The organism is Rhodococcus sp. WB9 (genome assembly GCF_007558985.1).
Lineage (GTDB): Bacteria > Actinomycetota > Actinomycetes > Mycobacteriales > Mycobacteriaceae > Rhodococcus_F > Rhodococcus_F opacus.
Genome location: NZ_CP041769.1, coordinates 3,724,322 through 3,746,941, shown reverse-complemented (window position 1 = coordinate 3,746,941; position 22,620 = coordinate 3,724,322). Strand labels below are relative to the sequence as shown.

General features: G+C 65.8%; 18 protein-coding genes and 3 pseudogenes. 10 read left to right on the top strand and 11 right to left on the bottom strand.

The genetic code is table 11. The features are described from left to right. Nucleotides 1–599: 599 nt before the first annotated feature. Nucleotides 600–1,304: an acyl-CoA thioesterase II gene (locus tag FND50_RS17345; protein WP_260851037.1), complete on the bottom strand. Its 705-nt coding sequence runs from the start codon at nucleotides 1,302–1,304 to the stop codon at nucleotides 600–602. On the opposite strand from FND50_RS17345, the gene FND50_RS36785 reads away from it, so the two are divergent. From FND50_RS36785 to FND50_RS17335, 3 genes are all read left to right on the top strand, one after another. Further along, nucleotides 1,272–1,436, top strand: coding sequence for a hypothetical protein (locus FND50_RS36785; RefSeq protein ID WP_260851095.1), 165 nt, complete (start codon nucleotides 1,272–1,274; stop codon nucleotides 1,434–1,436). The genes FND50_RS17345 and FND50_RS36785 overlap by 33 nt on opposite strands. 257 nt (nucleotides 1,437–1,693) lie before the next feature. Next, entirely contained in the window at nucleotides 1,694–3,841 is a 2,148-nt protein-coding gene (locus FND50_RS17340) for an acetate--CoA ligase family protein (RefSeq protein ID WP_144286486.1), read from the top strand. 175 nt (nucleotides 3,842–4,016) lie between these two features. Further along, nucleotides 4,017–4,808 (top strand): IclR family transcriptional regulator C-terminal domain-containing protein, encoded by a 792-nt coding sequence (locus FND50_RS17335; protein ID WP_005242619.1) that lies wholly within the window; start codon nucleotides 4,017–4,019, stop codon nucleotides 4,806–4,808. A 67-nt stretch (nucleotides 4,809–4,875) separates the two neighbouring features. On the opposite strand, the gene FND50_RS17330 is transcribed toward FND50_RS17335, so the two are convergent. From FND50_RS17330 to FND50_RS17315, 4 genes are read right to left on the bottom strand one after another with little or no spacing between them, the layout of a single operon-like run. Beyond that, nucleotides 4,876–5,757, bottom strand: coding sequence for an amidohydrolase (locus tag FND50_RS17330; RefSeq protein WP_144286485.1), 882 nt, complete (start codon nucleotides 5,755–5,757; stop codon nucleotides 4,876–4,878). Between the two features lie 30 nt (nucleotides 5,758–5,787). Further along, nucleotides 5,788–6,588 carry an SDR family NAD(P)-dependent oxidoreductase gene (locus tag FND50_RS17325; protein WP_144286484.1) on the bottom strand — a complete coding sequence of 267 codons (801 nt, stop codon included), beginning with the start codon at nucleotides 6,586–6,588 and terminating at the stop codon, nucleotides 5,788–5,790. After that, the gene (locus FND50_RS17320) at nucleotides 6,585–7,121 is read right to left on the bottom strand and encodes a carboxymuconolactone decarboxylase family protein (RefSeq protein ID WP_260851012.1); all 537 of its coding nucleotides are present in this window, start codon (nucleotides 7,119–7,121) and stop codon (nucleotides 6,585–6,587) included. The genes FND50_RS17325 and FND50_RS17320 overlap by 4 nt, the downstream gene beginning before the upstream one ends. Before the next feature lie 45 nt (nucleotides 7,122–7,166). Continuing rightward, complete coding sequence (locus tag FND50_RS17315) at nucleotides 7,167–8,528, bottom strand: cation:dicarboxylate symporter family transporter (RefSeq protein ID WP_260851011.1); 1,362 nt, start codon at nucleotides 8,526–8,528, stop codon at nucleotides 7,167–7,169. A 348-nt stretch (nucleotides 8,529–8,876) separates the two neighbouring features. On the opposite strand from FND50_RS17315, the gene FND50_RS17310 reads away from it, so the two are divergent. The 4 genes from FND50_RS17310 to FND50_RS17295 all read left to right on the top strand — a co-directional run bounded on the left by FND50_RS17310 (nucleotide 8,877) and on the right by FND50_RS17295 (nucleotide 12,944). Further along, nucleotides 8,877–9,761, top strand: a complete 885-nt coding sequence (locus FND50_RS17310; RefSeq protein WP_260851010.1) for an alpha/beta fold hydrolase — start codon at nucleotides 8,877–8,879, stop codon at nucleotides 9,759–9,761. A 77-nt stretch (nucleotides 9,762–9,838) separates the two neighbouring features. After that, the gene (locus tag FND50_RS17305) at nucleotides 9,839–10,816 is read left to right on the top strand and encodes a tripartite tricarboxylate transporter substrate binding protein (RefSeq protein WP_144286482.1); all 978 of its coding nucleotides are present in this window, start codon (nucleotides 9,839–9,841) and stop codon (nucleotides 10,814–10,816) included. Further along, on the top strand, nucleotides 10,813–11,436 hold the full coding sequence (locus FND50_RS17300; RefSeq protein ID WP_144286481.1) for a tripartite tricarboxylate transporter TctB family protein: 624 nt from the start codon (nucleotides 10,813–10,815) through the stop codon (nucleotides 11,434–11,436). Before FND50_RS17305 ends, FND50_RS17300 begins: the two co-directional genes overlap by 4 nt. Further along, nucleotides 11,436–12,944, top strand: coding sequence for a tripartite tricarboxylate transporter permease (locus FND50_RS17295; RefSeq protein WP_144286480.1), 1,509 nt, complete (start codon nucleotides 11,436–11,438; stop codon nucleotides 12,942–12,944). Before FND50_RS17300 ends, FND50_RS17295 begins: the two co-directional genes overlap by 1 nt. A 300-nt stretch (nucleotides 12,945–13,244) precedes the next feature. Here FND50_RS17295 and FND50_RS17290 read toward each other — a convergent pair. Then, nucleotides 13,245–13,733, bottom strand: a pseudogene (locus FND50_RS17290) (hypothetical protein); the annotation flags it as partial. Between the two features lie 404 nt (nucleotides 13,734–14,137). Between FND50_RS17290 and FND50_RS17285 the strand changes: the two are divergent. Both FND50_RS17285 and FND50_RS17280 read left to right on the top strand, forming a co-directional pair. Further along, the gene (locus FND50_RS17285; protein WP_144286479.1) at nucleotides 14,138–14,590 is read left to right on the top strand and encodes a Clp protease N-terminal domain-containing protein; all 453 of its coding nucleotides are present in this window, start codon (nucleotides 14,138–14,140) and stop codon (nucleotides 14,588–14,590) included. Nucleotides 14,591–15,118: 528 nt separating this feature from the next. Continuing rightward, complete coding sequence (locus FND50_RS17280) at nucleotides 15,119–15,736, top strand: PAS domain-containing protein (protein WP_313905324.1); 618 nt, start codon at nucleotides 15,119–15,121, stop codon at nucleotides 15,734–15,736. Nucleotides 15,737–16,102: 366 nt separating this feature from the next. Here the strand turns inward: FND50_RS17280 and FND50_RS17275 are convergent. Continuing rightward, a pseudogene (locus FND50_RS17275) lies at nucleotides 16,103–16,824 on the bottom strand (GvpL/GvpF family gas vesicle protein). A 51-nt stretch (nucleotides 16,825–16,875) separates the two neighbouring features. On the opposite strand from FND50_RS17275, the gene FND50_RS17270 reads away from it, so the two are divergent. After that, nucleotides 16,876–18,081: an IS4 family transposase gene (locus FND50_RS17270; protein ID WP_144286478.1), complete on the top strand. Its 1,206-nt coding sequence runs from the start codon at nucleotides 16,876–16,878 to the stop codon at nucleotides 18,079–18,081. Nucleotides 18,082–18,373: 292 nt separating this feature from the next. Here FND50_RS17270 and gvpJ (FND50_RS17260) read toward each other — a convergent pair whose 3' ends face one another. The 4 genes and pseudogenes from gvpJ (FND50_RS17260) to FND50_RS17245 all read right to left on the bottom strand — a co-directional run bounded on the left by gvpJ (FND50_RS17260) (nucleotide 18,374) and on the right by FND50_RS17245 (nucleotide 21,545). After that, entirely contained in the window at nucleotides 18,374–18,742 is a 369-nt protein-coding gene (gene gvpJ / locus FND50_RS17260) for a gas vesicle protein GvpJ (protein ID WP_144286477.1), read from the bottom strand. Between the two features lie 354 nt (nucleotides 18,743–19,096). Further along, a pseudogene (gvpJ, locus tag FND50_RS17255) lies at nucleotides 19,097–19,473 on the bottom strand (gas vesicle protein GvpJ). After that, on the bottom strand, nucleotides 19,470–20,879 hold the full coding sequence (locus tag FND50_RS17250) for an SRPBCC family protein (RefSeq protein ID WP_144286476.1): 1,410 nt from the start codon (nucleotides 20,877–20,879) through the stop codon (nucleotides 19,470–19,472). Before FND50_RS17250 ends, gvpJ (FND50_RS17255) begins: the two are co-directional and overlap by 4 nt. Nucleotides 20,880–20,885: 6 nt before the next feature. Continuing rightward, entirely contained in the window at nucleotides 20,886–21,545 is a 660-nt protein-coding gene (locus tag FND50_RS17245) for a hypothetical protein (RefSeq protein WP_144286475.1), read from the bottom strand. Nucleotides 21,546–22,620 lie beyond the last annotated feature (1,075 nt).

The window sequence follows — 22,620 nt, the reverse complement described above, 5'->3', positions numbered from 1 at the left end:
CGTGCAAGCGCGGGATCCGACCGAGCACATCCGGCAAGAGAGGTTTCGCACTCGGCGACGCCGCGGGTGCACTACACCACGCGATAGGCCATTCCTGAACCCCCAACGGACGCAAGGACGAAACGCACCGGTTCCGCAGAATCGGCTATCAGCCCTCCGACAGAGCGAGATCCTCAACAACCACCACGCCGACAATCAACCGCCAAGGACGTCACCGATCCAAGGGTGAAGCGAATCGAGTTGGCACAGACATTCGGGGGTGATCAGGATCGATGTACGCCTGCATCGCCCGCACACGCAACGTGATGATCGCCAGTGGGTCGAGCGAGACTCTGAATCAATGCAATATCGAGGTCTTCGGCCACCGCTTCAAGGAAACGCCGCCAACAATCGGCTGATGAACACCGACCAGACCCCGGCTTCACCGCGATAGCCCCGCAAAGAGGGCCACTTTCGATGACGATTCTGTACTGGGCGGACTGCAGATCCGGTCTCCGAGGAGAATCGGACAGACTATTTTCAGAGGACCGGTGCGCTTGGGAGGCCTCGAATTCGATAGTCGACGAGGGCCTGTCAACGACGGGTTTGGAATTGACATCTCACTGCCGAAATCCCTGTTGGGTGACTGTGGCGACGAGATCCCCTGAGGCGGAGTAGATCAGACCGCGTGCGGTACCTAGCCCGTGTGCGGTGCTGTGTGGACTGTCCTGAACGTACAACAACCATTCGCCTATGCGCACGTCTTGGTGAAACCACAAGGCGTGGTCCACACTTGCCACCTTCTGTTCACCGGAACGGCGAAGGTCGCCACGTGTATTTGCGATTACAGGAAGTAACGACCGATCGGAAGCAAACGCCACAATCGCCCGGTGCAGATTTTGTGATGCCGTAGACCTGAGCGCTTCGGCACGGAACCAGAAGCGCCGAAGCGCCGGATCGTCACCGTCGTCTATGTACCTCACATCCAACGGCCTGGATGCGGTGCGCCACCGGGTGCGGGTCGGCCAATTTATCCCGTCCGGAGGTACCGAGGGGTCCCGGTGACGCTGATGAAGTGGCAACAACGATTCGGGATCGGGCGACGGCGGTGGGGACTTGGAGACCACCTCTTGCAGCGGGCGAGCCTCGGTAAAGGATGCTTGGAAGGTCATCAGTTCCCGAGCTCCCTGGTGTGCGGTGACCGATCGGGTCGAGAAAGATCTTCCGTCCCTGACACGGGTGACGGAATAGTTGATGGACTCCCCCGGCCGTCCGGGACGCAGGAAGTATGCATGCAGCGAGTTCGTTATTCGGCTGTCGTCCACCGTGCCGGTAGCCGCGAGAAGCGCCTGGGCCAGAAGATGTCCGCCGAATACTCGTTGATCGAAGCCGTCTGGTGGATGTCCGACGAAGCGATCCGCAGCGACCGCAGTCAGCGCCAGTCGGTCGGCGAGTGAGGTTGTATTCACCATGCCGCGGATAGATGAGTCGTCGCCATATGCGCAATCGGTGGGTCCCGTCAGCTTCTCATCGGCTCGTCGAACGCTGCTTCCTGTCTCCATAGACAGTACTCTATAGAGTATGTAACTATGGTCACAAGGCATGGAGGCCGGTGATTCGGCGCACTTCGAATCCGAATCCGGTCGCTGTGCCGCTTCGGACCTGGGGGTGCATCACCCCTTTCGCACTATTCGCTGCACAGGAGTTGACAGTTATGCAGAAGCAGTCAGATAGGGCTATCGCGCGACCGCTGCTCGCGCCCAAGAGTGTGGCCATTGTGGGCGCCTCGGATGATCCGACGAAGACGACGGCCCGACCGCAACAGTTCCTGGCGCAGGCCGGATATGAGGGGCAGGCCTATTTCGTCAATCCGCGGCGGGAGACAGTGCAGGGAGTGAAAGCGTGGCCGAGTTTGTCTTCGCTGCCGGAGGTTCCCGAGCACGTGTACATCATGACCGGTGCGGAGGCCGCGATCGAGGTGATCCGCGAGTGCGCCCGCCTCGGCGTCGCTGTGGCGACGGTGCTCTCGTCCGGTTTCGCCGAGGAAGGCTCGGAGGGGCAGGAACGGGAAGATCGCCTGCGCGCCGCGGCGGCGGAAGGCAGCGTGCGGGTGGTGGGTCCGAGCAGCCTGGGCGTGGTCAATCCCCGCAACGGTGTGATGCTCACGGGTAACGCCGCGTTCGGCGAACCGGACATCCCCAAGGGCGGCATCTTCGTGGCATCGCAGTCCGGCAGCGTGATCGGGTCTCTGGTCAGCCGGGCTCGCGGTCGGGGAATCGGGTTCGCCGGCCTGGTGTCGACCGGTGGCGAGGCCGATCTGTCGTTGGGTTCGATCTGCGAGGCCACACTCGACGATCCTGGGGTGACCTCGTATGCGTTGTTCCTCGAATCGCTGCGCCATTCCGAGGACCTGGCGTCGTTCGCACATGCCGCCCAGAAGGCCGGTAAGCCGGTTGCGGTGTATAAGCTGGGACGCTCGGAAGAGGCTGCCGCACTGTCGGTGTCACACACCGGCGCGCTTGCGGGTGAGGACAGCGAGTCGGAGGCATTCTTCCGGGCCTGCGGTTTCGCCCGCGTGAACAACTTCGAGTCGCTGGTCGAGGCGCCGGCTCTGCTGAAGCGGGTCGGGACGGCCGACCAGCCGCGGACACCCCGGATCGGTGTAGTCACCACCACAGGCGGCGGTGCGGCGATCATGGTGGACCAGTTGGCTATTCGGGGAATGACGATCGCCGGTCCGAGCGAGCAGCTGGTCGCCGACATGAACGCGGCAGGGGCTCCCATCCCCCACAGCTTGATTGCGGACCTGGGCCTGGCCGGGGCCCGGCACGACGTGGTGACCACGGCGCTGCGGCTGCTCCAGGACAGCGGTGAGTTCGACCTGATCGTCTTCGTCATCGGTTCCTCCGCCCGTTTGAACCCGGAACTGGCCGTGCAGGCGATTTCCGAGAGCGGGGGGCACGAGGTCCCGGTGGTGGCGTTCGCGTTGCCCGAGGCGCCCGAGGCCGCCGAACTCCTCAATCGTTCAGGAGTCCCGGCGTTCCGGACTCCTGAGTCGTGCGCCGATGTGGTGGCGGCGGCGTTCACACGCGTGTCGGCGACCATCGGTGAGGGTGCTCGCTTCGCCGTCGATGCGGCCGCGAACACCGAAGTCCTCGACGAGAAGGTGTCGGCGGATCTGCTGACGCGCCAGGGTGTGGCCTTCGCGCCGTCGGTGGCGGTGTCGGTCGACGAACTCGACAGCAACCTCGGGCTTCCTTTCGCCTATCCGGTAGTCGTGAAGGTGCTCTCGGACAAGGTGCCGCACAAGAGCGATGCCGGCGGCGTGGTCCTCGGGGTCACCGACGACGAGGGAGTGCGGCGCGCGGCCCGGGAGATCGTGGCCAACGTCGCCGGCTACGACCCGGGCGTGGTGGTCGACCGAGTGCTCGTCCAGAAGATGGCGCCGAAGGGTCTGGCCGACGCTCTCGTGGGATACCGGGTCTCGCCCGATGTCGGGCCGATGGTGGTGCTGTCGACCGGTGGCGTGCTCGCCGAGATCTTCGCCGATTCGGCTGTGCGGCTCGCGCCGGTGGATGCCGCGACGGCGCGGGAGATGATCGACGAGGTCAAGGGACTCTCGGTCGTCACCGGATACCGGGGTCTGCCCGAGGGTGACGTCGCGGCCCTGACGGAGACCATCGTCGGCCTGTCCCGGCTGGCGATCGACGATCCCGACGTCCTCGAAGCGGAGGTGAACCCGCTGTCGATCGGTGCCGCAGGCGGGGGCGTGGTTGCGCTCGACGCTCTCGTTCGGCGGATCCCGGTGGCCGCGGGCGCGTCCGCGGCCACCGAGTCCGTGGCGGTGCCTGCACGGAGCTGACAAACTTCCCCTGCCAGCTGCCACCTGCCACATCCCCAGGGGATCGGGCAGGTGGCAGCGTTGCGTCGGGGGTACTGGCCGCGAGGACGTTAGGATGGGTTTCGGCCGTGCCCAGCGTGCTCAGAGACTGCAGCGGCGTACGACCGGGTGCGTACGCGAGGAGGAGCACAGGCAGATGCCGAGAGACGATCCGGACTACATCGAGTCGGTCAGCAAGGCGTTTCAGGTGATCGAGGCGTTCAGCGCCGAGCATCCCGCCCTGACCATTTCGGAGGCGTCCGCGCTGACCGGGCTGACCCGCCCCACGGTGCGGCGGATCCTGCTCACGTTGGTGCGACTGGGCTTCGCATCACCCGCGGAGAACAAGACCTTCGTGCTGACGCCGCAAATGATGCGACTCGGGTACGCCTACCTGTCGTCGACGCCGGTGTGGGATCACGCGATGCCCTACATGCGCGATCTTGCCGATTCGGTGCGGGAGTCGGTGTCTCTGGCGGTCCTGGACGCTCCCGATATCGTGTACGTGGCCCGCGTTCCGGCTGCCCGGTCTATGACGATCACGTTGACTGTGGGAGCCCGGCTGCCGGCGTATCCCACGTCGTTGGGCCGGGTGCTGTTGGCCTCGTTGTCGCCGCAGGCGCTGGACGAGTATCTCGCGAGCACCGAACTCCGACGATTGACGCCCACGACGATTTGCGATCCGGACGAGCTGCGTGAGGAATTGGCCCGGGTCCGCAAGCAAGGTTTCGCGATCATCGACGGCGAGCGGGAGGAAGGGGTGCGGTCGGCGGCCGTGCCGGTGCACGATCATCAGGGCCGCCCGATCATGGCGCTGAACGTCTCTGCCAATGCGGCACGGGTGACGGTGCAGTCTCTGGAAGAGGAGGTGGTTCCGCAGCTGCTCCGTACTGCGGAGACCATCTCGAGTCACAGCCGCTTTTCGCGGCATCACACCGCCTCGGGCTGACACATCAGTACGGGCGCAGACCCGGCAAAGGATCTGCGCCCGAACTGATTTCAGACGGTGCTGGTGGTCAGGAGAAGTCGAACAGTTCGGCTGGGTTGTCGACGAGGAGTTTGTGTCGGTTTTTCTCGTCGGGAACGATGTCCGGGATGCCGTCGAGGAGGATCCCGTCGTCGGGCATCGGGCCGTGCAGATTGGGGTGGGGGAAGTCGGTCCCCCACACGACCCGCTCAGGGGCGTGCGCCGCCAAGGATGCGGCGAGCGCGTTGGCGTCGTCATAGGGCGCGCCGGTGAGGGTGACTCGGTAGGTGCCGCTGAGCTTGAGCCAGACGGTGCCGGTGTCCAGCAGTCGTCGCAGTGCCTGCACGGGCGGGCTGTCGAGGCCGTCGTTCAAGTCCACCCGGCCGAGGTGGTCGATCACCACGCGGGTGGGGATCTTGGTGATGACACCGAAGCGGTCGACGGCTCCGGTGCCCGCGACGTGAATCTCGACGTGCCAGCCGAGCGGCTCGACCAGGTCGGCGTACCGCAGAATCTCCTCGTCCGTCGGTGCCGCCCCGAGGTGCGGCATGAACTGCAGCCGGATCCCGCGCACACCCTCGGCGTGCAGTCGGTCGAGTTCGCTGCGCGGGGTGTCGAGTCCGATCAGGGCGACACCGCGGTAGCGGCCGCCGCCGGTACGCAGCGCATCGATCAGAACCGCGTGATCTCGTCCGTGCGAGGCGGATTGGACGATGACCGCACGGTCTATCCCGAGCGTCCGGTGCAACCGTGCCAGTGCGGCTTCGGGGACGTCGGGTGGGGTGAAGGTGCGGTCCGGGGCGAAGGGGAACGTCGCGGCCGGGCCGAAGACGTGGCAGTGGCTGTCACACGATCCCGGCGGGGGCCGGAAGGACGGCGGTGTGGGGTGTACGAGTGGTCCAGGGATGGTGGGTTCGGGTCCGAGGGTCATGAGATCTCCTGTCGGGCGACGGGCGGGTCGTCAGTCGCAGCGGGCGGACATGCCGCCGTCGACGACGATCTCGGTGGCGGTGATGAACCGTGCCTCGTCGGAGGCGAGGAACAGCGCGACGTTCGCGGTGTCGCGGCCGTCACCCATGAAGCCGAGCGGGATCCGGGCCACGCGCTGCTCGAGCAGTTTGTCGACGTCTCCCCCGGTCCGCTGGCCCGCGAGCCGGACCTCGACCATCGGGGTGTGCAGCTGGCCGGGAACGACGGTGTTCGCGCGGATGCCGAGCGGGGCGTGCTGCACGGCGATCGAACGGGTGAAGGCGATGATGCCGGCCTTCGAGGCCGCGTAGGCGGACTGGGCGGCGCCGGTCCAGCGGATACCGGAGGTGGAGGCGGTGTTGACGATGGCGCCCGACCCGGCCTCCTTCATGTGCGGGAGCACATGCTTACAGGTCAGAAAGGTGGTAGTGAGGTTGAATTCGAGCTGACGGTTCCAGTCCTCCTCGCTCATCTCCACCGGTCCCCCGGCGCGGGATCCGCCGACGTTGTTGACCAGGACGTCGATGGCTCCGAGCGTGCCACGGCATTCGTCGACCATGGTGCGCACCGCGTCGGTGTCGGTGACGTCGCACTGGAACGGGACGATGGCATCGTCGGGCCCGTCGAAGCGGGCGACGGTTTCGTCGAGGGCGTCGCGGTTGAGGTCGACGGCGAAGACGCGTGCGCCCTCTTCGGCGAAGCGGACGGCCGCTGCCCGGCCGTTGCCCCAGCCCGGGCCGACGCTTCCGGCTCCGGTGACGATCGCGACCTTGCCCTGCAGGCGTGCACTCATGCTGTTACTTCACTTTCTTCGGTCTGTCGTTGCTGTCCGACGTGGAGGGCGACGAGGAACCTCGACACCATGTTGTAAGCGGCGATGGTTCCGGTGAGTTCGACGAACTGCTGGGTGCCCAGTTCGGAGTGCAGTCGGTTGCTCAGTTCGTCGTCAACCGACACCGTCCGAGTCATCGCATCGGTGTAGTCGCGGACCATCAGCTGCCGCGGGGTGAGCGGCGTGGAGTCGGCGCCGTCCCGTAGGGCTGCGACCTGTTCTGCGGACATGCCCTCACGCAGTGCCAGCGGGGCGTGGGCGCGCCACTCGTACTCGGCGCTGTTGAGGTCGGCAACCCGGCAGATCGCCAGCTCACGCAACTCGCCCGGCAGGTCCATGTTGCTGCGGACCGCGCCGAGCAGGGTGTTCCAGCCGTCGGCGAAGGGCTCGCTGTGCAGCAGCGCCTCGTCGAGCGGGGTGAGGTGGCCGCCGCGGCGAGCGCGCACTCGGTCGGCGACTTCTCCGGTACCCGTCGCGGGTACGACTCTTGCCACGATTATTCGTCCTTTGGTCGATCGGTGTTCTGGCGGGTCGGCGCGTTATCTCGCGGCGAATTCTTTGGGGGCGACAGTCGGTTCGGCGTCGATCACGGTCGGGGTGGTGTGCCCTTTCATGACCTCGGTGGCGTAGGTGGGATCGAACTGCTTTTCCCAGCGGCTGACGACGATGCTGCCGAGCATCTGCCCGGACAGGCTGACCAGGCCGCGCATGGTGGACATGAACCGGTCGACGCCGAGGATGAGCATGATGCCGGCGACCGGAATGACCCCGGTGGTGGGCAAGGTCGCGGCGAGGATGACGAATCCTGCGCCGGCCACCCCGGCCGCGCCCTTGGAGGTGATGAGGAAAACGGCGAGCAGGGCGAGTTGCTGGGTCAAGCTCATGTCGATGCCGAAGGCCTGGGCCAGGAACAGGGAGGAGAACCCGAGGTAGAGGCAGACGCCGTCGGAGTTGAAGGCGTATCCGGCGGGAACTACCAGGTTGACGATGCGGGGCGGGCAGCCGATCTTGATGAGTTTTTCCATCAGCTGCGGCATGACGGCCTCGTAGTTCGACGTTCCCAGGGTCACCAGGATCTCGGGCTTGAAGTAGCTGTACAGGCGCAGCACCCGGATGCCGGCCATCCGGCAGATGATGCCGAAGACTGTCAGGCAGAACAGGATTCCGGTGACCCAGAACGTCACGACCAGCGAGGCCAGGCTCTGCAGGGTGGACCAGCCGTAGGCACCGGTGGCGTAGGCCATTGCACCGAAGGCGCCGATCGGTGCCAAGTACAGCACCAGCCGGACCATGTCGAAGAAGATGTCGCCGACGATCTTGATTCCCTTGACCACCGGTGCCGCGGGGGTGCCGACCGCACGCAGGGAGATCGCGAACAGCAGTGCGACGAGCAGCACCTGCAGGATGCTGTGTCCGGTGAAGGCGCTGACCACGGTGTCGGGAATGATGTTGATCAGGAACGAGTACCAGTGCGTGTTCTCGGCGGTCGAGATGTATTTCTCGGCCGATCCGGTGATCGCCAGGTCGTCCGGGTCGGCGTTGACGCCGGCGCCGGGTTTGATCACGTCCACCACGACGAGGCCGACGATCAGCGCGATCGTCGTGACGACCTCGAAGTAGACGAGCGCCTTGAGGCCGATGCGGCCGACTCCGGCGAGCTGGCCGGCCGAGGCGATGCCGGTCACGATCGCGCAGAAGACCACCGGGCCGATGAGCATGCGGATCAACGAGATCCAGCCGTCACCGAGCGGTTGCAGGGCGGTACCCACGTTCGGCCAGATCAGCCCGACCACCGCGCCCAGGACGATCGAGACCAGGACGGTGACGTACAGGTGCGTGGTGAAGGCCTTGCGGAAGAGCGAGGGGCGTTTCGCGGGTGCCGTGGGGGTCGAGTCAGACATATCGAAGTCCATTTGTTCGCAGGACGTACATTTGTACGTAAGACGTTCACGACGATACGGAGTGGCGCGGATCTCTGTCAACAGCCGCTCGGGCGCCGACCACAGCGCGCAAGGTCGAATTGGAGCAGGTCAACGTACAGTGATGGAAGTCACGGTGAGGTGTTGACAGTGTCGTGGAGCACGTTTAGCGTATTCGACAGCCGTACGAATGTACGTCTGACGAATATTTCAGCGGGCGGTGAGCCCGCTTCGCCCTCGTCTGACGTGTGGGTTCCGGACATCTCTCCCCTCCCCACCTCAGAACTCGATACCTGCCGATTCGGCATGAAGGGAACCCTGTGAACCCGAGTGACCTACCCCCCCGGCCCGCTGCGTGGCGCAGCGACCGCGCCCTCGACGGCATCACCTGCCCCGGCCCCCGGCACCTCGGCGGAGGTGGAACGAAGGACCCTCGCCTACAACGATGTTCAGATCGAAACCCTGAGCCAGGGCCGCGGTCCCGTGATCGTCATCCTGCCGTCCCTCGGTCGCGCAGCCGAGGACTACGACGACGTCGCTCCCCGCCTCACCGCTGCCGGTTTCCGGGTTCTGCGCCCCCAGCCACGCGGGATCGGTGCGAGCAAGGGGCCGATGGACCACCTCGATCTGCACGCCTTCGCGGCGGATGTGGCGGCTGTTCTCGACCACGAGCAGGCCGGGCCCGCGGTCGTGGTCGGGCACGCCTGGGGCAGCCAGCCGGCGCGAATGTTGGCTCAGGACCGGCCGGAGCTGGTGCGCGGGCTGGTCATGGCCGCGGCGTCGGCCGGCAAGCTGCCTCCCGAGTCCACCGAGAAGCCCTACGGCAGGTTGCGTGAGGCCATCGACGGGGCCGGCGATCTGTCGCTGCCGGAAGCACAGCGCCTCCACTACCTCCAGCAAGCGTTCTTCGCCCCCGGCCACGACCCCCGTCCGTGGCTGACCGGGTGGTTCCCCGAGACCCACCGCGCGCAGGCACACGCGCGCACCGTGACCCCGATCGACGCCTACTTCGCCGGTGGCACGGTCCCTATGCTCGACCTGCAAGCCCAGTTCGACGCGGTCGTCGTGCCCGACATCTTCAAGCCGATGCTCGGCGAGCGCGTCACCGTGTCCGTCATCCCCGACGCCGGGCATGCACTGGCGCCCGAGCAGCCCGCCGCGATGAGCGAAGCGGTCGCCGACTTCGCCCGCCGCCTGTACTTCACCGGTCGCTAGCCATGCCGCGCGCTGCACGCACGTCGCCGACCGATGAGCACCGCCGACCTCGAACGAGTCCGGGGAGAGGACCCGCCATGAAGCCGCTCCGTACCGTTCTGTTCGGCCTCCTGGTCGCCGCAGTCACCGTGCTGGCTTTCGTCAACGCCGCCTCCTCGGGAGGAACGGCCACCGCACGCAGCAAACTCACCCTGGTTGCCCCCGCGGCTCCCGGCGGCGGGTGGGACGGCTTCGCCCGGGAGGCTCAGCAAGCACTGCGCAGTCAGGGAACGGTGAACAATCCCCAGGTCGTCAATGTTCCCGGTGCGGGCGGCACCATCGGATTGAGCCAATTCGTCCAGAACCCGGGACGCGAGGATGCCCTGATGGTCACCGGCGGGGTGATGGTCGGCGCGGTGGAACTGTCGGACAATCCCGAGTCCCTCGCCGACGTCGTGCCGATCGCCCGCATGGCCGACTATTACGCGGCATTGGTCGTCCCCGCAGACTCTCCGATTCAGACCCTCGACGACTTCATCGCCGCGTGGCGGCACGACCCCGGCGGAACCTCAGTCAGTGGTGGCTCCCTCGGCTCAATCGACCATCTCCTGAGCGGTCTGCTCGCCAAACAGACCGGCATCGATCCGCGAGAGGTCAACTACATCCCCTATTCCGGAGGAGGAGAAGCATTGTCCGCCCTGCTCTCCCACGTCACCACGGCCGGAGTGTCCGGCTACAACGAAGTCAGTGACCAGATCGAAGCCGGCACCCTGCGGGCCCTGGCCATCTCCGCACCCGAGCGCATCGACGGAATCGATCTGCCGACGTTCCGGGAACAGGGCGTGGAAGTGGCCATGTCGAACTGGCTGGGTGTGGTTGCAGCCCCCGGCGTCACCGATGAGGCCAAACGAGAACTCGTCGACATCGTCACCGAGATGCGGGACTCACCGCAATGGCAGGAGGCCGTCGACCGCAACAACTGGACCGACACCTTCTCGACCGACACCGAGTTCGCGCAGTTCATCGAACTCGAGGTCGCACGAGCCCAAGACATCATCGAGGAACTCGGACGATGAGTATCATCCACAGCCACGCCGTCCCGTCGACCAGCGCTTCGCAGCGACGACGATTCTGGACCGGTCGCAGCGAATTCGTGGTCGTCGCACTGCTCTACGTGCTGGCCGTCTGCTTCACCATCGGCACCGTCTCCATGCACGTCCTCGGCACCGCGGTCCCGGGCCCGCAGTTCTTCCCGATCATCGTCTGCTCCGTGCTGTACGGGACAGCGACCGCGCTGGCCATCGATATCCTGCGGCACCCCCGCCTGCCCGATACCGAACCGCATCCCGGCCACGGAGACTTCTCCACCGACATGCTCCGCGACCTCGGCGACGTCGGCGACGAGCGCACCGACGCCCGGCCCGCACCGACGTCTCCGCATTGGAAGACGTACTCGGACTGGCGCACCCTCGCGCAGGTTCTCGGTGCCGCCATCGTGTTCATCGTCCTGCTCAACGCGGTGGGCTGGATCCTCTGCGCCGCCTTGTTGTTCTGGGTGGTCGCCCGGGCCCTGGGCAGTACGCGCCCGGTGTTCGACGTCGGTGTCGCGCTGTTGTTCTCGTCCGTCATCCAGCTCGCATTCAGTGCCGGCCTGGGATTACCGCTGCCGTCCGGGTTCGTGGGAGGGATGTTCTGATGGATCAGCTTCCGCTGCTGTTCGAGGGCTTCGCGCAGGCCCTGACCCCGATGAACCTGCTGTGGGTGCTGATCGGGGCGCTTCTCGGCACGGCCGTGGGCGTCCTGCCCGGCCTCGGCTCGTCGATGGCCGTCGCCTTGCTGCTGCCGGTGACCTTTTCCCTGGAACCGACCGCTGCGTTCATCATGTTCGCCGGCATCTACTTCGGCGGCCTCTTCGGGGACTCCACGTCCGGGATCCTTCTCAACACCCCCGGCAATTCCTCGGCGATCGCCTCCACCTTCGAAGGACATCGCATGGCTCGCAGTGGCCGGGCCGCCATGGCGCTGGCGACCGCCGCCATCGGGGCTTTCATCGGCGGCATGATCGCCACCACGATGGTGGTGTTCTTCGCCCCGACCTTGGTCCGCCTCGCCACGATCTTCGGACCGGCCGAGTACTTCGCGCTGGCGATCTTCGCGTTCCTCGCCATCTCAGCCGTGGTGTCCGAATCGGTCATCCGCGGTCTGGCCGCCCTCGGAATCGGTCTCGCCCTCGCCCTGGTCGGCATCGACGGACCGAGTGGTACCGCCCGCTTCACACTCGGTATGCCGCAACTGTTCGACGGAATCTCGGTTGTCGTCATCACCGTCGGCCTGCTCGCTCTCGGCGAGGTCTTCTACGTCTGCACCCGAATTCACCGGGACCCCGTGGCAACCAGGACACCGACTGGCGGCAGGACTCGGCTCACCCTCGCCGACTTCCGCCGGGCACTGCCCGCCTGGCTGCGCGGCACGGCGTTCGGGGCGCCCTTCGGTCTCATTCCTGCCGGCGGCTCCGAGGTGCCTACCTTCATGGCCTACGGGACCGAAAAGCACCTGGCCAAGCGGAGCAACGACACCGAGTTCGGCACCACCGGTTCCATCCGGGGCCTGGCGGCTCCGGAGGCCGCCGCGAACGCGACCGCGGGTACTGCAATGGGCGCCCTGCTGGCACTGGGATTGCCGACCTCGGCGACGGCGGCCATCATGCTCGCCGCCTTTCAGCAATACGGCATGCAGCCCGGCCCGCTGCTGTTCGAGCGCAGCGGCGACCTCGTCTGGACCCTGCTGGCGTCCCTCTTCATCGGTCTGGTCATTCTGGTCCTGATCAATATGCCGTTCGCCGGGGTCTGGGCGAAACTGTTGACGATCCCCCGGCACTACCTCTATGCCGGCATCACCGTGTTCTCCATGCTCGGGATCTATGCCATCAGCTCGTCGGTCATCGACCTGTGGTTGCTGGTGGGCATCGGACTGATCGGTGTCATCATGCGCCGCTACAACATTCCCCTGGCGCCAGTCCTGATCGCGGTGATCCTTGGGCCGATGGCAGAAACGGAGTTGCGGCGCGCGCTGGCGGTGTCCGAAGGCAGCCTCGGCATCCTCGTCGACAGTCCCATCACCATCACTCTGTATCTGGTGTTGGCCACCGCCCTCGCGGTCAGTGGTGTTCAGCATCTCCGGCACCGTGCGCAGAAAGTTCGTTGACCCCACACCCCCGACACCGCTCGCCAGCATGTGACGCCCGTTCGCCCCGTTCATGATCGGGGCGAATGGGCGCCCTGGCGTCTTCCCCACGAGGGGTGTGGGGCCGACCATGCGGGTTGACAGTGGTGCACGGCATCCCTACTGTCATACAGTCGTCCGTCTGACGTACGCACGTCACACTGCTGCGACTTCACGCAGCACATTCGCAGCACCATTTCCGTACGCATCGAGCCGACGGGTCGGCTCATAGGAGAACCCCATGAAGTATGGTCAATTAGCTCTTGTTGCAGCGTTTTCGGCATCCGGCTTCACCTCGAGCGGCTCGATCCCACGCTCGAGCGCCATCGAGTGCAACGCGCACCCGATGCCACCCTCGAAGCCGGGACGGTTGAGGAAGATGCACGCACCCCGGTAGCGGCGGGTACGCAGCGCCGGCTCGTCGTCGAGCTCGTCCTCCTCGATGTACCCCTTCTTCCCGAGACCCTGCTTCATGAACTGCCAGTCCTCGGGCCGGAGCAGCTTCACCGACTCGTGCAACCTCTCGACATCCTCCTCGTCGGAGAAGAAGGCGCCGTGCGAGCAGCAGCCGTCGTCGGGTCGGCCCGCGATGATGCCCTGGCAGGCCGGGGTACCGAACACGCAGATCCAGTGCGAGACCAGCCACGTCATGTCCGCGGCGATGAGGTGCTCGGAGTTGTCGGGATCGAGGAACTCCACCCATTCCCGAGCGAAGTCGATCCCCGTCCGAAAGCGAACGACGCCCGACCCGACTCTCGCTGGCACCCCCATGACACCCCCGCGGTGATATGCGGTCGATCAACCCAGAACCGTTGCCGCACATCGGAAGCAACGGCGAGCGGCACGGCCCCAAGACGTCCGGCACCCGGTCAGCCCGCGAGGACCGTTTCACGAGCCCGGCGGGGCGCGACTACCCCATGTGGAAGCGCAGCTCCCGGTGTGGCCCGGTGCGATTCTCCGCCGGACCTGTGGACGCCGGTCCGTGCCATCCCACGTACCCCGCACCGCGCGGCCCCACGCCTGCATGCGCACCGAGTCACCCGGAGCCGCAACCGAGCACCGAACCATCCTCCCCGGACAACTCATCGTTGCAGGCTCAGCGCCCCCACAGGGAGACTGGAAGGGCGACGGCTCTCCACCCACGCGCAGGGCACTCGCCGAGGGAGTGATCAACGGTGTTCGAGAAATTCAGCGACCAAGCACGCCACGTCGTCGTGCTCGCCTCCGACGCGGCCCGAACCCACCACCACAACCACCTCGGCACCGAACACCTCCTCACCGGCATCCACGCCGCCGGCGGCCCCACCGGCGCCACCCTCACCTCCTGGGGGATCACCGGCCCCCACCTCGAAAGCGCCCTCGACGAGATCCCCGCCTACCCGAACACCGACCCCGGATGTGCCAGTCCCCCCTTCACCCCGACCCTGAAAAAGGCCCTCCTACAAAGCCTGCGGGAAGCCACTCTGCTCGGACACGACACCATCGGCACCGAACACCTCCTGCTTGCCCTCGTCGCCGACACCACCTGCACCGGCACCCGAATCCTCACCCACCTCGCCGACATCAGCCCGAACGAGATGCGCGACCGCCTCCGAGAACTCGCCGAACACCCGCAACCCCACGAGTAGACCCGTATACCCCAGCGAAACTCGTCCATCCTCCCGACCTCCACGCGCGACCGCTACGCCCGGAGGACACCAGAGCTCAGGTCAGAAAGTCGGTGTGAGTCGGTTGCAGCGTCGTCCCTGACCGACCGATACCGTTCTGCGCCGCCCGCGGCGGGTGCGACAACTGCTGAGCCCCGCCGAGCGCCGGACGCTGGTGGATTAATCCGACTAGGAGGATCCACCCCGAAGACGATGTCCTCGAATGAACGCCAACCCCGGCCAGGCCCTCAGGACCGCCCGAGTTCGCCGGGGCCGACCCGGATCGCTCGCCGATCCGACCAGCAGATCCCGAGGGGACGGCTTGGGGGTGGATGGCGCATTTTGTTGCGTAGTGCACCGCGAGCACGAACCCCAGGATTGGGGGCGCAGCCGTTACCGGTGTTCCAGGTCGGTGGTAACTGTGAGGTTGTGCCGTCGATACATCAATATGGAGAGATGACGTGCGGGTCCTGACACGGCACTAAGTTTCCTCGAAGGACTCCCGCGTTGGTGCTCCTGGCCCGGCTCCCGGTCCCAGTGCTCCCCCTCCACCGGGACGGTCACGTCGTGCACGCCAATCGGGCATTCGAGTACATGTTGGGCCATCCGCATGATGCGCTTTCGGGGCGTTCGATACACGATTTTCCGACAGTGTCGCCTCCGTGGCCGGCTGCGGAGGATCTGCGGCAGTCGGCGGGCAAGGTCGCGACCCTCACGCACCGTGGCGGTTCTACGGGGCGGCGATCAGCAAGTCCGAGCCGGAATGGGAGGACAACCCGGTTCTGGTCGTCCTGCTTCCGGGATGTGACCGAGCGACTGTGGACGGCGGAACCGCACCGACCATCGAATGAAGTCGCGATCGTGGCCGGTGGCCTGACAGCTCGGTTAGCGAGGGGCGCCGCCCAGCAGGGGAGCGGCCGCCTCGAACAACATCGTGCCTGTGGCGACAGGTATCGCCGTTGTGGTGTGCCTCGGGGAGGAAGTCGTGAGAGCCGTCCGTCGCGTCCGGCCCGGCGACGTCACCGCCGATTCCGGCGCTCCGGTACCTCGGTGGCGGCGTCTGGCGAAACGAATGAGGGGCCCGGTACGACATATCTGTATCGCGAAACGCGCTGCGCTAGAATATAATCAATCAATCGGAGGCCACGCGTAGGCCGTCGCCAGTGCCGCGCCAGGAACTCCTGCGGACCGCACCGCGAATGCTCCGAGCCCGGATCGCCGGGCCTACCACGAACGTTTACGCTGCTGAGTTCCTTCATCGGTCGAGGTGGCGTGTGCAGCGACCTGAACACCCAGATTCTTGCGGGAGCCCTGAGCGGGCAAGAACTGTTGCTCCAGCTTGTTGCCCTGTGAGCACAACTGGGCTACGGCGTCCACGATTCGCCGTCGCTCCTTCAGCGTGGGCACCGGATTTGGCTGGCAGGGCAAGGATCTGGCCGCGGGTGATGTTCCGCGTCGAGTCGCGGGTCCCGGCGGCAAGGGCAGAGCAATCGCTCAGCCCTGCCCCTCCGGATTCTGGGTGACCACGAAGTCGTAGGCGGCCATGGGCCCGAGCAGCTTTATCTCGACCCGGCCGTCCCACTCCTCGGCCAGTTCCCCGAACGCCCGCTCCAGTTCCTCCTGCCGGTCCACGTCGGCGAGCACCGCCACCTGCACGGCCTCCTCCTCGTGCGTGGGTTCGCGGCGATTGACGGAGTCGGTGTGGTCGCCCAGGGTCGCGACCGTCTTGCGGGTGTCTTCCTCCCGCTTGCCGGCGATCGCGTTGTTCACCAGTTCCCCGAGCGCCATCCGCGCCTGGCGGCCGGCGTCCTCCGACTTGTCCCGGATCTCGTCACGCAGCTGCGCCGCCTGCTCGTTCTCGTCGAGGATCTCCGCAGGATCGCCTGCTCCACATATCTGCCCTTCACCACGTACTGGGCCTTACCCTCCAATTGTTCGAGGGCCGCCGCGAACTCGTCCGCATGCGCCGCCAGCAGTTCCTCCTTCACGGCGTCGGCGTCGGTGAGCACCGCACCGAACCGCAGCGGCAGCACCGGCGCCACCCGGGACGTCCCGTCCAGCACGTTCGCGTGGGCTCGGAGGTTTTCGGGTTTGCCGAGCGGACGGTCCACGGACATTGCGCTCACCAGGGCGGCAATGTCACCGTCCGTGACGATGTCCACTTTCCCGTCCGCGACCCCCGTCGCGTCCCCGGGTTCGACGTCGGCCGGGACGATGCCGTAGACGCAATACCGTTCAGTTAGCGGTTACATAGTTTATGATGAGACGTGCCTCGGAGTGGATGGGTGAAGCCGGTCTCGGATCGGCGGTTGTCGGATGTGGTGTCGGTGGGGTTGTTGACCAGGGTGTTTCCCGCGTCCTTGGTTGATGAGGTGATCGCGGAATGCGGGCGGACCGAGCAGCGCAGTAGGTCGTTGACCGCTCGCGTGACGGCGTATTTCTCGATCGGGATGGCATTGAATTCGCAAGGCTCCTATGAGGAGGTCTTCGAGCAGCTCACCGACGGTTTGTCGTGGTCGTCGGGATGGTCGCAGTCCTGGTCGTCGCCGACGAAATCGGCGATCTTCCAGGCCCGGTCCCGGCTGGGGCACGAACCGGTGCGGGAGCTCTTCCGCCGTGTCGCACGACCGCTCGCCGACGCGGATACACCCGGATCCTGGCTCGCGGGGCGCCGGTTGGTGGCCCTCGACGGGACCTGCCTCGACCTGCCCGACACCCCGGCCAACGCCGAGCATTTCGGCCGGCCCGGATCGAGTCGCGGCGAGAAGTCCGCGTTCCCGCAGGCACGATTGGTGGCCCTCGCCGAATGCGGCACCCACGCGGTCTTCGACGCCGCGATCGGACCGTGCCGCACCTCCGAGCGGGAGTTGACGCACGATCTGTTCGACACCCTCGAACCGGGAATGCTGCTGCTCGCCGACCGCGGCCTGTACGGATTCGACATGTGGACCCGGGCCGCCGCCACCGGCGCCGATCTGCTGTGGAGGGTCAAATCGACGCTCTCACCCCGCCACCTCGAGACCCTCGACGACGGATCCTGGCTGGCACAGATCATCCCCACCTCCGGGAAGAATCGGCAGCAACGCACACCACTGACGGTGCGCGTGATCGACTACACCCTCGACGACGGGCGGGAAACCCCCGAACAGTACCGACTGCTGACCACCATCCTCGACCCCTCCGACGCACCCGCGGAAGATCTCGCCCTCGCCTACGCCCAACGCTGGGAAATCGAGAACACCTTCGACGAACTCAAGACCCACCAACGCGGACCACGCGCCGTGCTGCGGTCGAAATCCCCACCGCTGGTTCAGCAGGAAATCTGGGGGCACCTGTGCTGCCACTACGCCATCCGCACGCTGATGCGCGACGCCGCGACCGCCGGCGGTCACGACCCGGATCGGATGTCCTTCGTCGCCGCCCTGCGGATCACCCGACGATCCCTGTCCCACAGCTCTTTTTCCCCCTCATAACCACCACGCCGCCACCAGATTGTGGAATCAGGGCATCGCCAAAATCCTGCGCCGCATCAACCCAGCACGCCGACCCCGATCAAACCCCCGCGTCGTCAAACGCAAAGTCCTCAAATGGGCCGCCAAACGCGCATACCACCAACACCATCCACAACCCACCCAACCGCCGAAATGCACCATCCTCGTTCACTAACTGAACGGTATTGGCCGTAGACGTACACCCCCGCCGTCTGCTTCTTGTCCGACTTCTCTGTGTTCTCGCTCTTCTGCTTCTTCGTCTGCTCTGTAGCCATCACCTGTCACCTCGAGTCGACTTGCGCGACACCCGTTCCCGTTCCGGTTCCTCTTGCCCGCCGCCCAGCAGGCCGCCGAGCTTCTCTTCGATGGCGCTCTTCGTCTTCGACTTCGCGATCTTTTCCGTCCCGCCCGACACCAGATCGGACAGCCCCTTCGGCTCGCTGCCGATCGCCAGCCGGTTCGCCGCCTCGGCGAACCGCAGGTAAGTGTCGACGCTGGCGACCACGATGCGAGCGTCGATGGTGAGCAGTTCGATACCGACCAGCGAGACCCGCACGTACGCATCGATCACCAGGCCTTTGTCCAAGATGGTGTCGATGACATCGGCCAGGCTGCTCGAACTCGGCCCACCCGATGTGGTCATGCTCATGCTCCTTGCTCCCCCGCTACCGCCCCTCCAAGAACGCCGTGTGCGGGCGGCTCGGCAACCTGCTCGTTCCTCGGCCCGCTCTGCGTTCTCGCCGTCGCCTCGTCCAGCCCAACCCGGTAGCATGCCCGACGTTCGAAGTAAGTGCGGACTACCCGGAACCCCGGAAGTTCAATCGATCAAAGACCGCCAGGGACTGAGCAATTCGATGCGTTCACCCCTGCGCTAAACGGTCCGACCGGTCGGATCCTCGGACGCCGGTCACCGGCCGGCACGATGCCGTACACGTAGACACCGCTGGTGGCGTGGCTCCTCGGGTGTGTCGTTTGGTCTTCTGTTCCGACGTTGACGTCACTTGTCGTCGCGAGTGGACTTGCGTGAAACCCGTTCGCGCTGAGGTTCTTCCTTCCCGCCACCGAGGAGGTCGCCGAGTTTCTCGCCGGCGGCCCCAAGTGCGCCTTGGGTCTTCGACTCGACGCCGCCCTCGGTGCCGCCCCCAGCCAGGTCCGTCAGGCCCTTGGGCTCGCTACCGATCTCGAGCCGGTTCACCGCCTCCGCGAACCGCAAATAGGTGTCGACGCTGGCGACCACGACGCGGGCGTCGATGGTCAGCAGTTCGATACCGACCAGCGACACGCGCACGTAGGCGTCGATGACCAGGCCCTTGTCCAAGATTGTGTCGATGACGTCGGCGAGGCTGTCGAGCTGCGTCCACCGGCCGTGGTCATGCGCGTGCTCCTGTCCTACGCCGCGGCGTTGCCTTCTTTGCTGCGGTCTTTTTTGCCGGGGCCTTCTTCGCTGTGGTCTTCTTCGCTGCGGTCTTTCTTGCCGGGGTCTTCTTCGCTGTGGTCTTCTTTGCGGGGGTCTTCTTCGCGGGGGCCTTCTTTGCTGCGGCCTTCCGGGGACGACGCCGCCGCGGCTCGGGCTCCTCCTCGGGCTCTTCCTCCTCGTCCTCGCCGGTCTCGTCCTCAGGCTCCTCCTCCGCCTCGGCGGTGTCTTCCTCGGGTTCGTCCTCGTACTCGCCGGTCTCGTCCTCCGGCTCCCCCTCCTCGTCCTCGCCGGTCTCGTCCTCAGGCTCCTCCTCCGCCTCGGCGGTGTCTTCCTCGGGTTCGTCCTCGTACTCGCCGGTCTCGTCCTCCGGCTCCCCATCCTCGGCGGTCTCGTCGTCCTGGTCCTGTGGCTCTTCGCCTTCGGGCTCGTCACCCTCGCTCTCGTCCGTTTCCTCTTCCTCGAGATCCTCCGATTCCTCCGGCTGCGTCTCGTCCTCCTCCTGCTCGACTACCTCCCCGTCCCGGATCTCCCCGCGCCAGCCCTCGACTTCGTCGGGATGGAGAACGGCCTGTGTCATGACATGGCGTGCAAAGTGCTTCAATTCCAGCCGTGCTCGTCGCCCCTGTGCACGCCACAGGTTCCCCGTCTTCTCGAATAACCCCTTCGGGTGATACTCGAGGATCAGAACGATGCGGGTGAGATCGGGAGTCACCTCGTGGAACGTCACCGCCCCGTCGATGAACCCCTTGGCGCCCTTCGAGCGCCACACGATCCGCTCGTCGGGAACCTGCTCGAGGATCGTCGCTTCCCAGGTTCGGTGCGACAGGAAGATCTGTGCCTTCCATTCGAGCTTTTCGTCCGATTCCTGTTCGACCCGTTCGACCTTCTTCATAAACGACGGAAAGTCGGCGAATTGGGTCCATTGGTTGTAGGCCAGCTGAACCGGGACTCCGACATCGATCGTTTCGACGATATTGGTCAACTTGAGCTTCTTGCCCTTACCGCCACCGCCACCACCACCACCAGTGACCGCGTCCTTCACATCCGACGCCGTCTCTTTCACCTTGTCGGTCAGCCCGGAGAACAGTGACTTGCCGTCGCCCTCCCCGTCCCCGTCACCGTCACCGTTGCCGTTGCCGGTGACCGCGGACAGCAGGCTTCCGCCGCCGCCCTCGGCGTAGTCGGTGAGCCTCCCGGATGCGTTCTGCACCTTGTCGGAGACGGTCGAGAGTGCCTTGTCCGCCACCGTGCCAAGCAGGCCCTGCGCCGCCTTCTTCAGCGGTGACACCGATGCGGCCTTACCGGACGCACCGGACACGTTCTCGCGCAGCGTCTTCGCCGCACTGTCAAGATTCGAGGTCATCGCTGATCACTTCCGGGTGCGTCGTCGTACGGGTACAGAATCGGTCGTCGCCTTCACGCGCGTCCTGCGGGCCCTGGCTCGGGCCAGATCGTCTTCCTCGTCGTCCTTCGACGACCGCGACTGGGACCGGGTGGGCCGGGAACTACCGCCACTCGACGAGCGGCGGCGCGGGGCCGGCCGCCTCCTGCCGCGGGGCGCCTGATCGGAATCGTCGTCACCGGTCTCGTTGTCGCCCTCGTCGTCGCCCTCGTCCTCGGATTCGCTGCCGTTTTCCGCGTACGCCTCGTCCTCGTACTCGTCCTTGGGTTCCTCGTCACGGGCCCACGTAGACTTCTTCTTCCCGCCCACAGCCTTGCCAAGGCCGCCGACCAGGTCCTCACCCGACTCCAGCCGGGTGTTGAGCGAGTCGATGCGCTCGCTGGCCGCAGTCACCGCGGCCGCCTTCACCGCGTTCATCAACTCCTTGCGCACCGTCACACCGAGCTTGGCGACCTCGGGAGAATCGGCGAGCAGCTTGCGGCCCTCATTGAGAACACCCAGTGACCCGCTGGGAAACCGTCTGCTGGCTCCGAACCCGGCGAGCATCAGCGCCAACTTCATCTTGTGCGTGCGGCCCAGCATGTACCCGGCACCCACGGCCAACGCCATCTGACCTTTGCCTGTCATCGCCCAACCCCTTGTTGTCGAGAAGATGTGGTGCACCTCGGCGCCGGCGTCGGCGAAATGGATGGGGGCCGTGGTCGGTGGGTGGTGCCTTCGTTCCCGCCGACTACCCCGGGTCGGCGTCGCTCAATCTGCGCGAAGCCTCGAGTTCCGGGAGGGTGGAGGCGAACTCGCCGTCGTATTCGGCGAGCAGTTCGTTTCGTCACCGCGTCACGATTGGACAGGACCGCACCGAATGACCGTGGGGTCTGTCGGCCCTCGGGATACCCGCGTACCGCGGTTGTCTGTGGGTACCCGCTAAGTACGCTGTCCGCGCCGCGAAGGCGGACCGGGCAGCCAGCCCCGCTCCGGCCGCCGAACCCCTTCGGCCGGCGGGGCGCCCCGTCTTGAGCGACCGAGGTCGAGTGCTCGCCCACCCCGACCTCGGCCGCGCGCGGCCCCGATCTTCGGAACGTCGTGGTTCACGCAAATACACGAGAAGCACATGCACCGAATTTCACGTCACCCCCATTTCCTAAATCGCTTGCCCAGCAACATCATGGGTGGTTGTTAATTTTCATAGTGTGAGAAATTCGCTTTTCGCGAAACGCTCCTCGGCCCCGAGCGCGATAGGCATCGCAAGCGGGGATCTACGATCCCGTGGATTCACCACGAGGAAAGGCGTGAATTCTTATGGGTTCTGCAGGAATCGACTTCACCCTCGCGTTAGAGGTAGGTGGCTGAGCGCCGCCTTCGGCGGCGGCATCGGACCGAGCTGACCGACCGAGTAATCAGGCCGCGGTGGCCCGGCTCACCAGGGGCAGCCGGGCCACCGCCCTGATCAGCACGATCACCGGCCCCGGTCCCCCAGTCCCGACCGCCATCCTCGGCCGTGAGGTGAGGCTCGGTCTGAGGGGGTGCTCGGTCGGCGGGCGCGCAGTCGAGTCGAAATTGCCACGCCGAATCGGGCCGGTCGAACACGGAATAGCCTTGCGCGAAGCGTGGTTCGAGAATGTGGGCCTCGTAATGTGTACACGTGATTTTGCCAGCATCGGATATCCGAGAGTCCCGTGTCTGCATATTCATCTGACCGTGCACG

Coding starts and splice junctions, on each gene's coding strand:
- FND50_RS36785 (WP_260851095.1), top strand. CDS start 1,272: ATGCAGCGAGTTCGTTATTCGGCTGTCGTCCACCGTGCCGGTAGCCGC.
- FND50_RS17340 (WP_144286486.1), top strand. CDS start 1,694: ATGCAGAAGCAGTCAGATAGGGCTATCGCGCGACCGCTGCTCGCGCCC.
- FND50_RS17335 (WP_005242619.1), top strand. CDS start 4,017: ATGCCGAGAGACGATCCGGACTACATCGAGTCGGTCAGCAAGGCGTTT.
- FND50_RS17330 (WP_144286485.1), bottom strand. CDS start 5,757: ATGACCCTCGGACCCGAACCCACCATCCCTGGACCACTCGTACACCCC.
- FND50_RS17325 (WP_144286484.1), bottom strand. CDS start 6,588: ATGAGTGCACGCCTGCAGGGCAAGGTCGCGATCGTCACCGGAGCCGGA.
- FND50_RS17315 (WP_260851011.1), bottom strand. CDS start 8,528: ATGTCTGACTCGACCCCCACGGCACCCGCGAAACGCCCCTCGCTCTTC.
- FND50_RS17305 (WP_144286482.1), top strand. CDS start 9,839: ATGAAGCCGCTCCGTACCGTTCTGTTCGGCCTCCTGGTCGCCGCAGTC.
- FND50_RS17300 (WP_144286481.1), top strand. CDS start 10,813: ATGAGTATCATCCACAGCCACGCCGTCCCGTCGACCAGCGCTTCGCAG.
- FND50_RS17295 (WP_144286480.1), top strand. CDS start 11,436: ATGGATCAGCTTCCGCTGCTGTTCGAGGGCTTCGCGCAGGCCCTGACC.
- gvpJ (WP_144286477.1), bottom strand. CDS start 18,742: ATGACCACATCGGGTGGGCCGAGTTCGAGCAGCCTGGCCGATGTCATC.
- FND50_RS17250 (WP_144286476.1), bottom strand. CDS start 20,879: ATGACCTCGAATCTTGACAGTGCGGCGAAGACGCTGCGCGAGAACGTG.
- FND50_RS17245 (WP_144286475.1), bottom strand. CDS start 21,545: ATGACAGGCAAAGGTCAGATGGCGTTGGCCGTGGGTGCCGGGTACATG.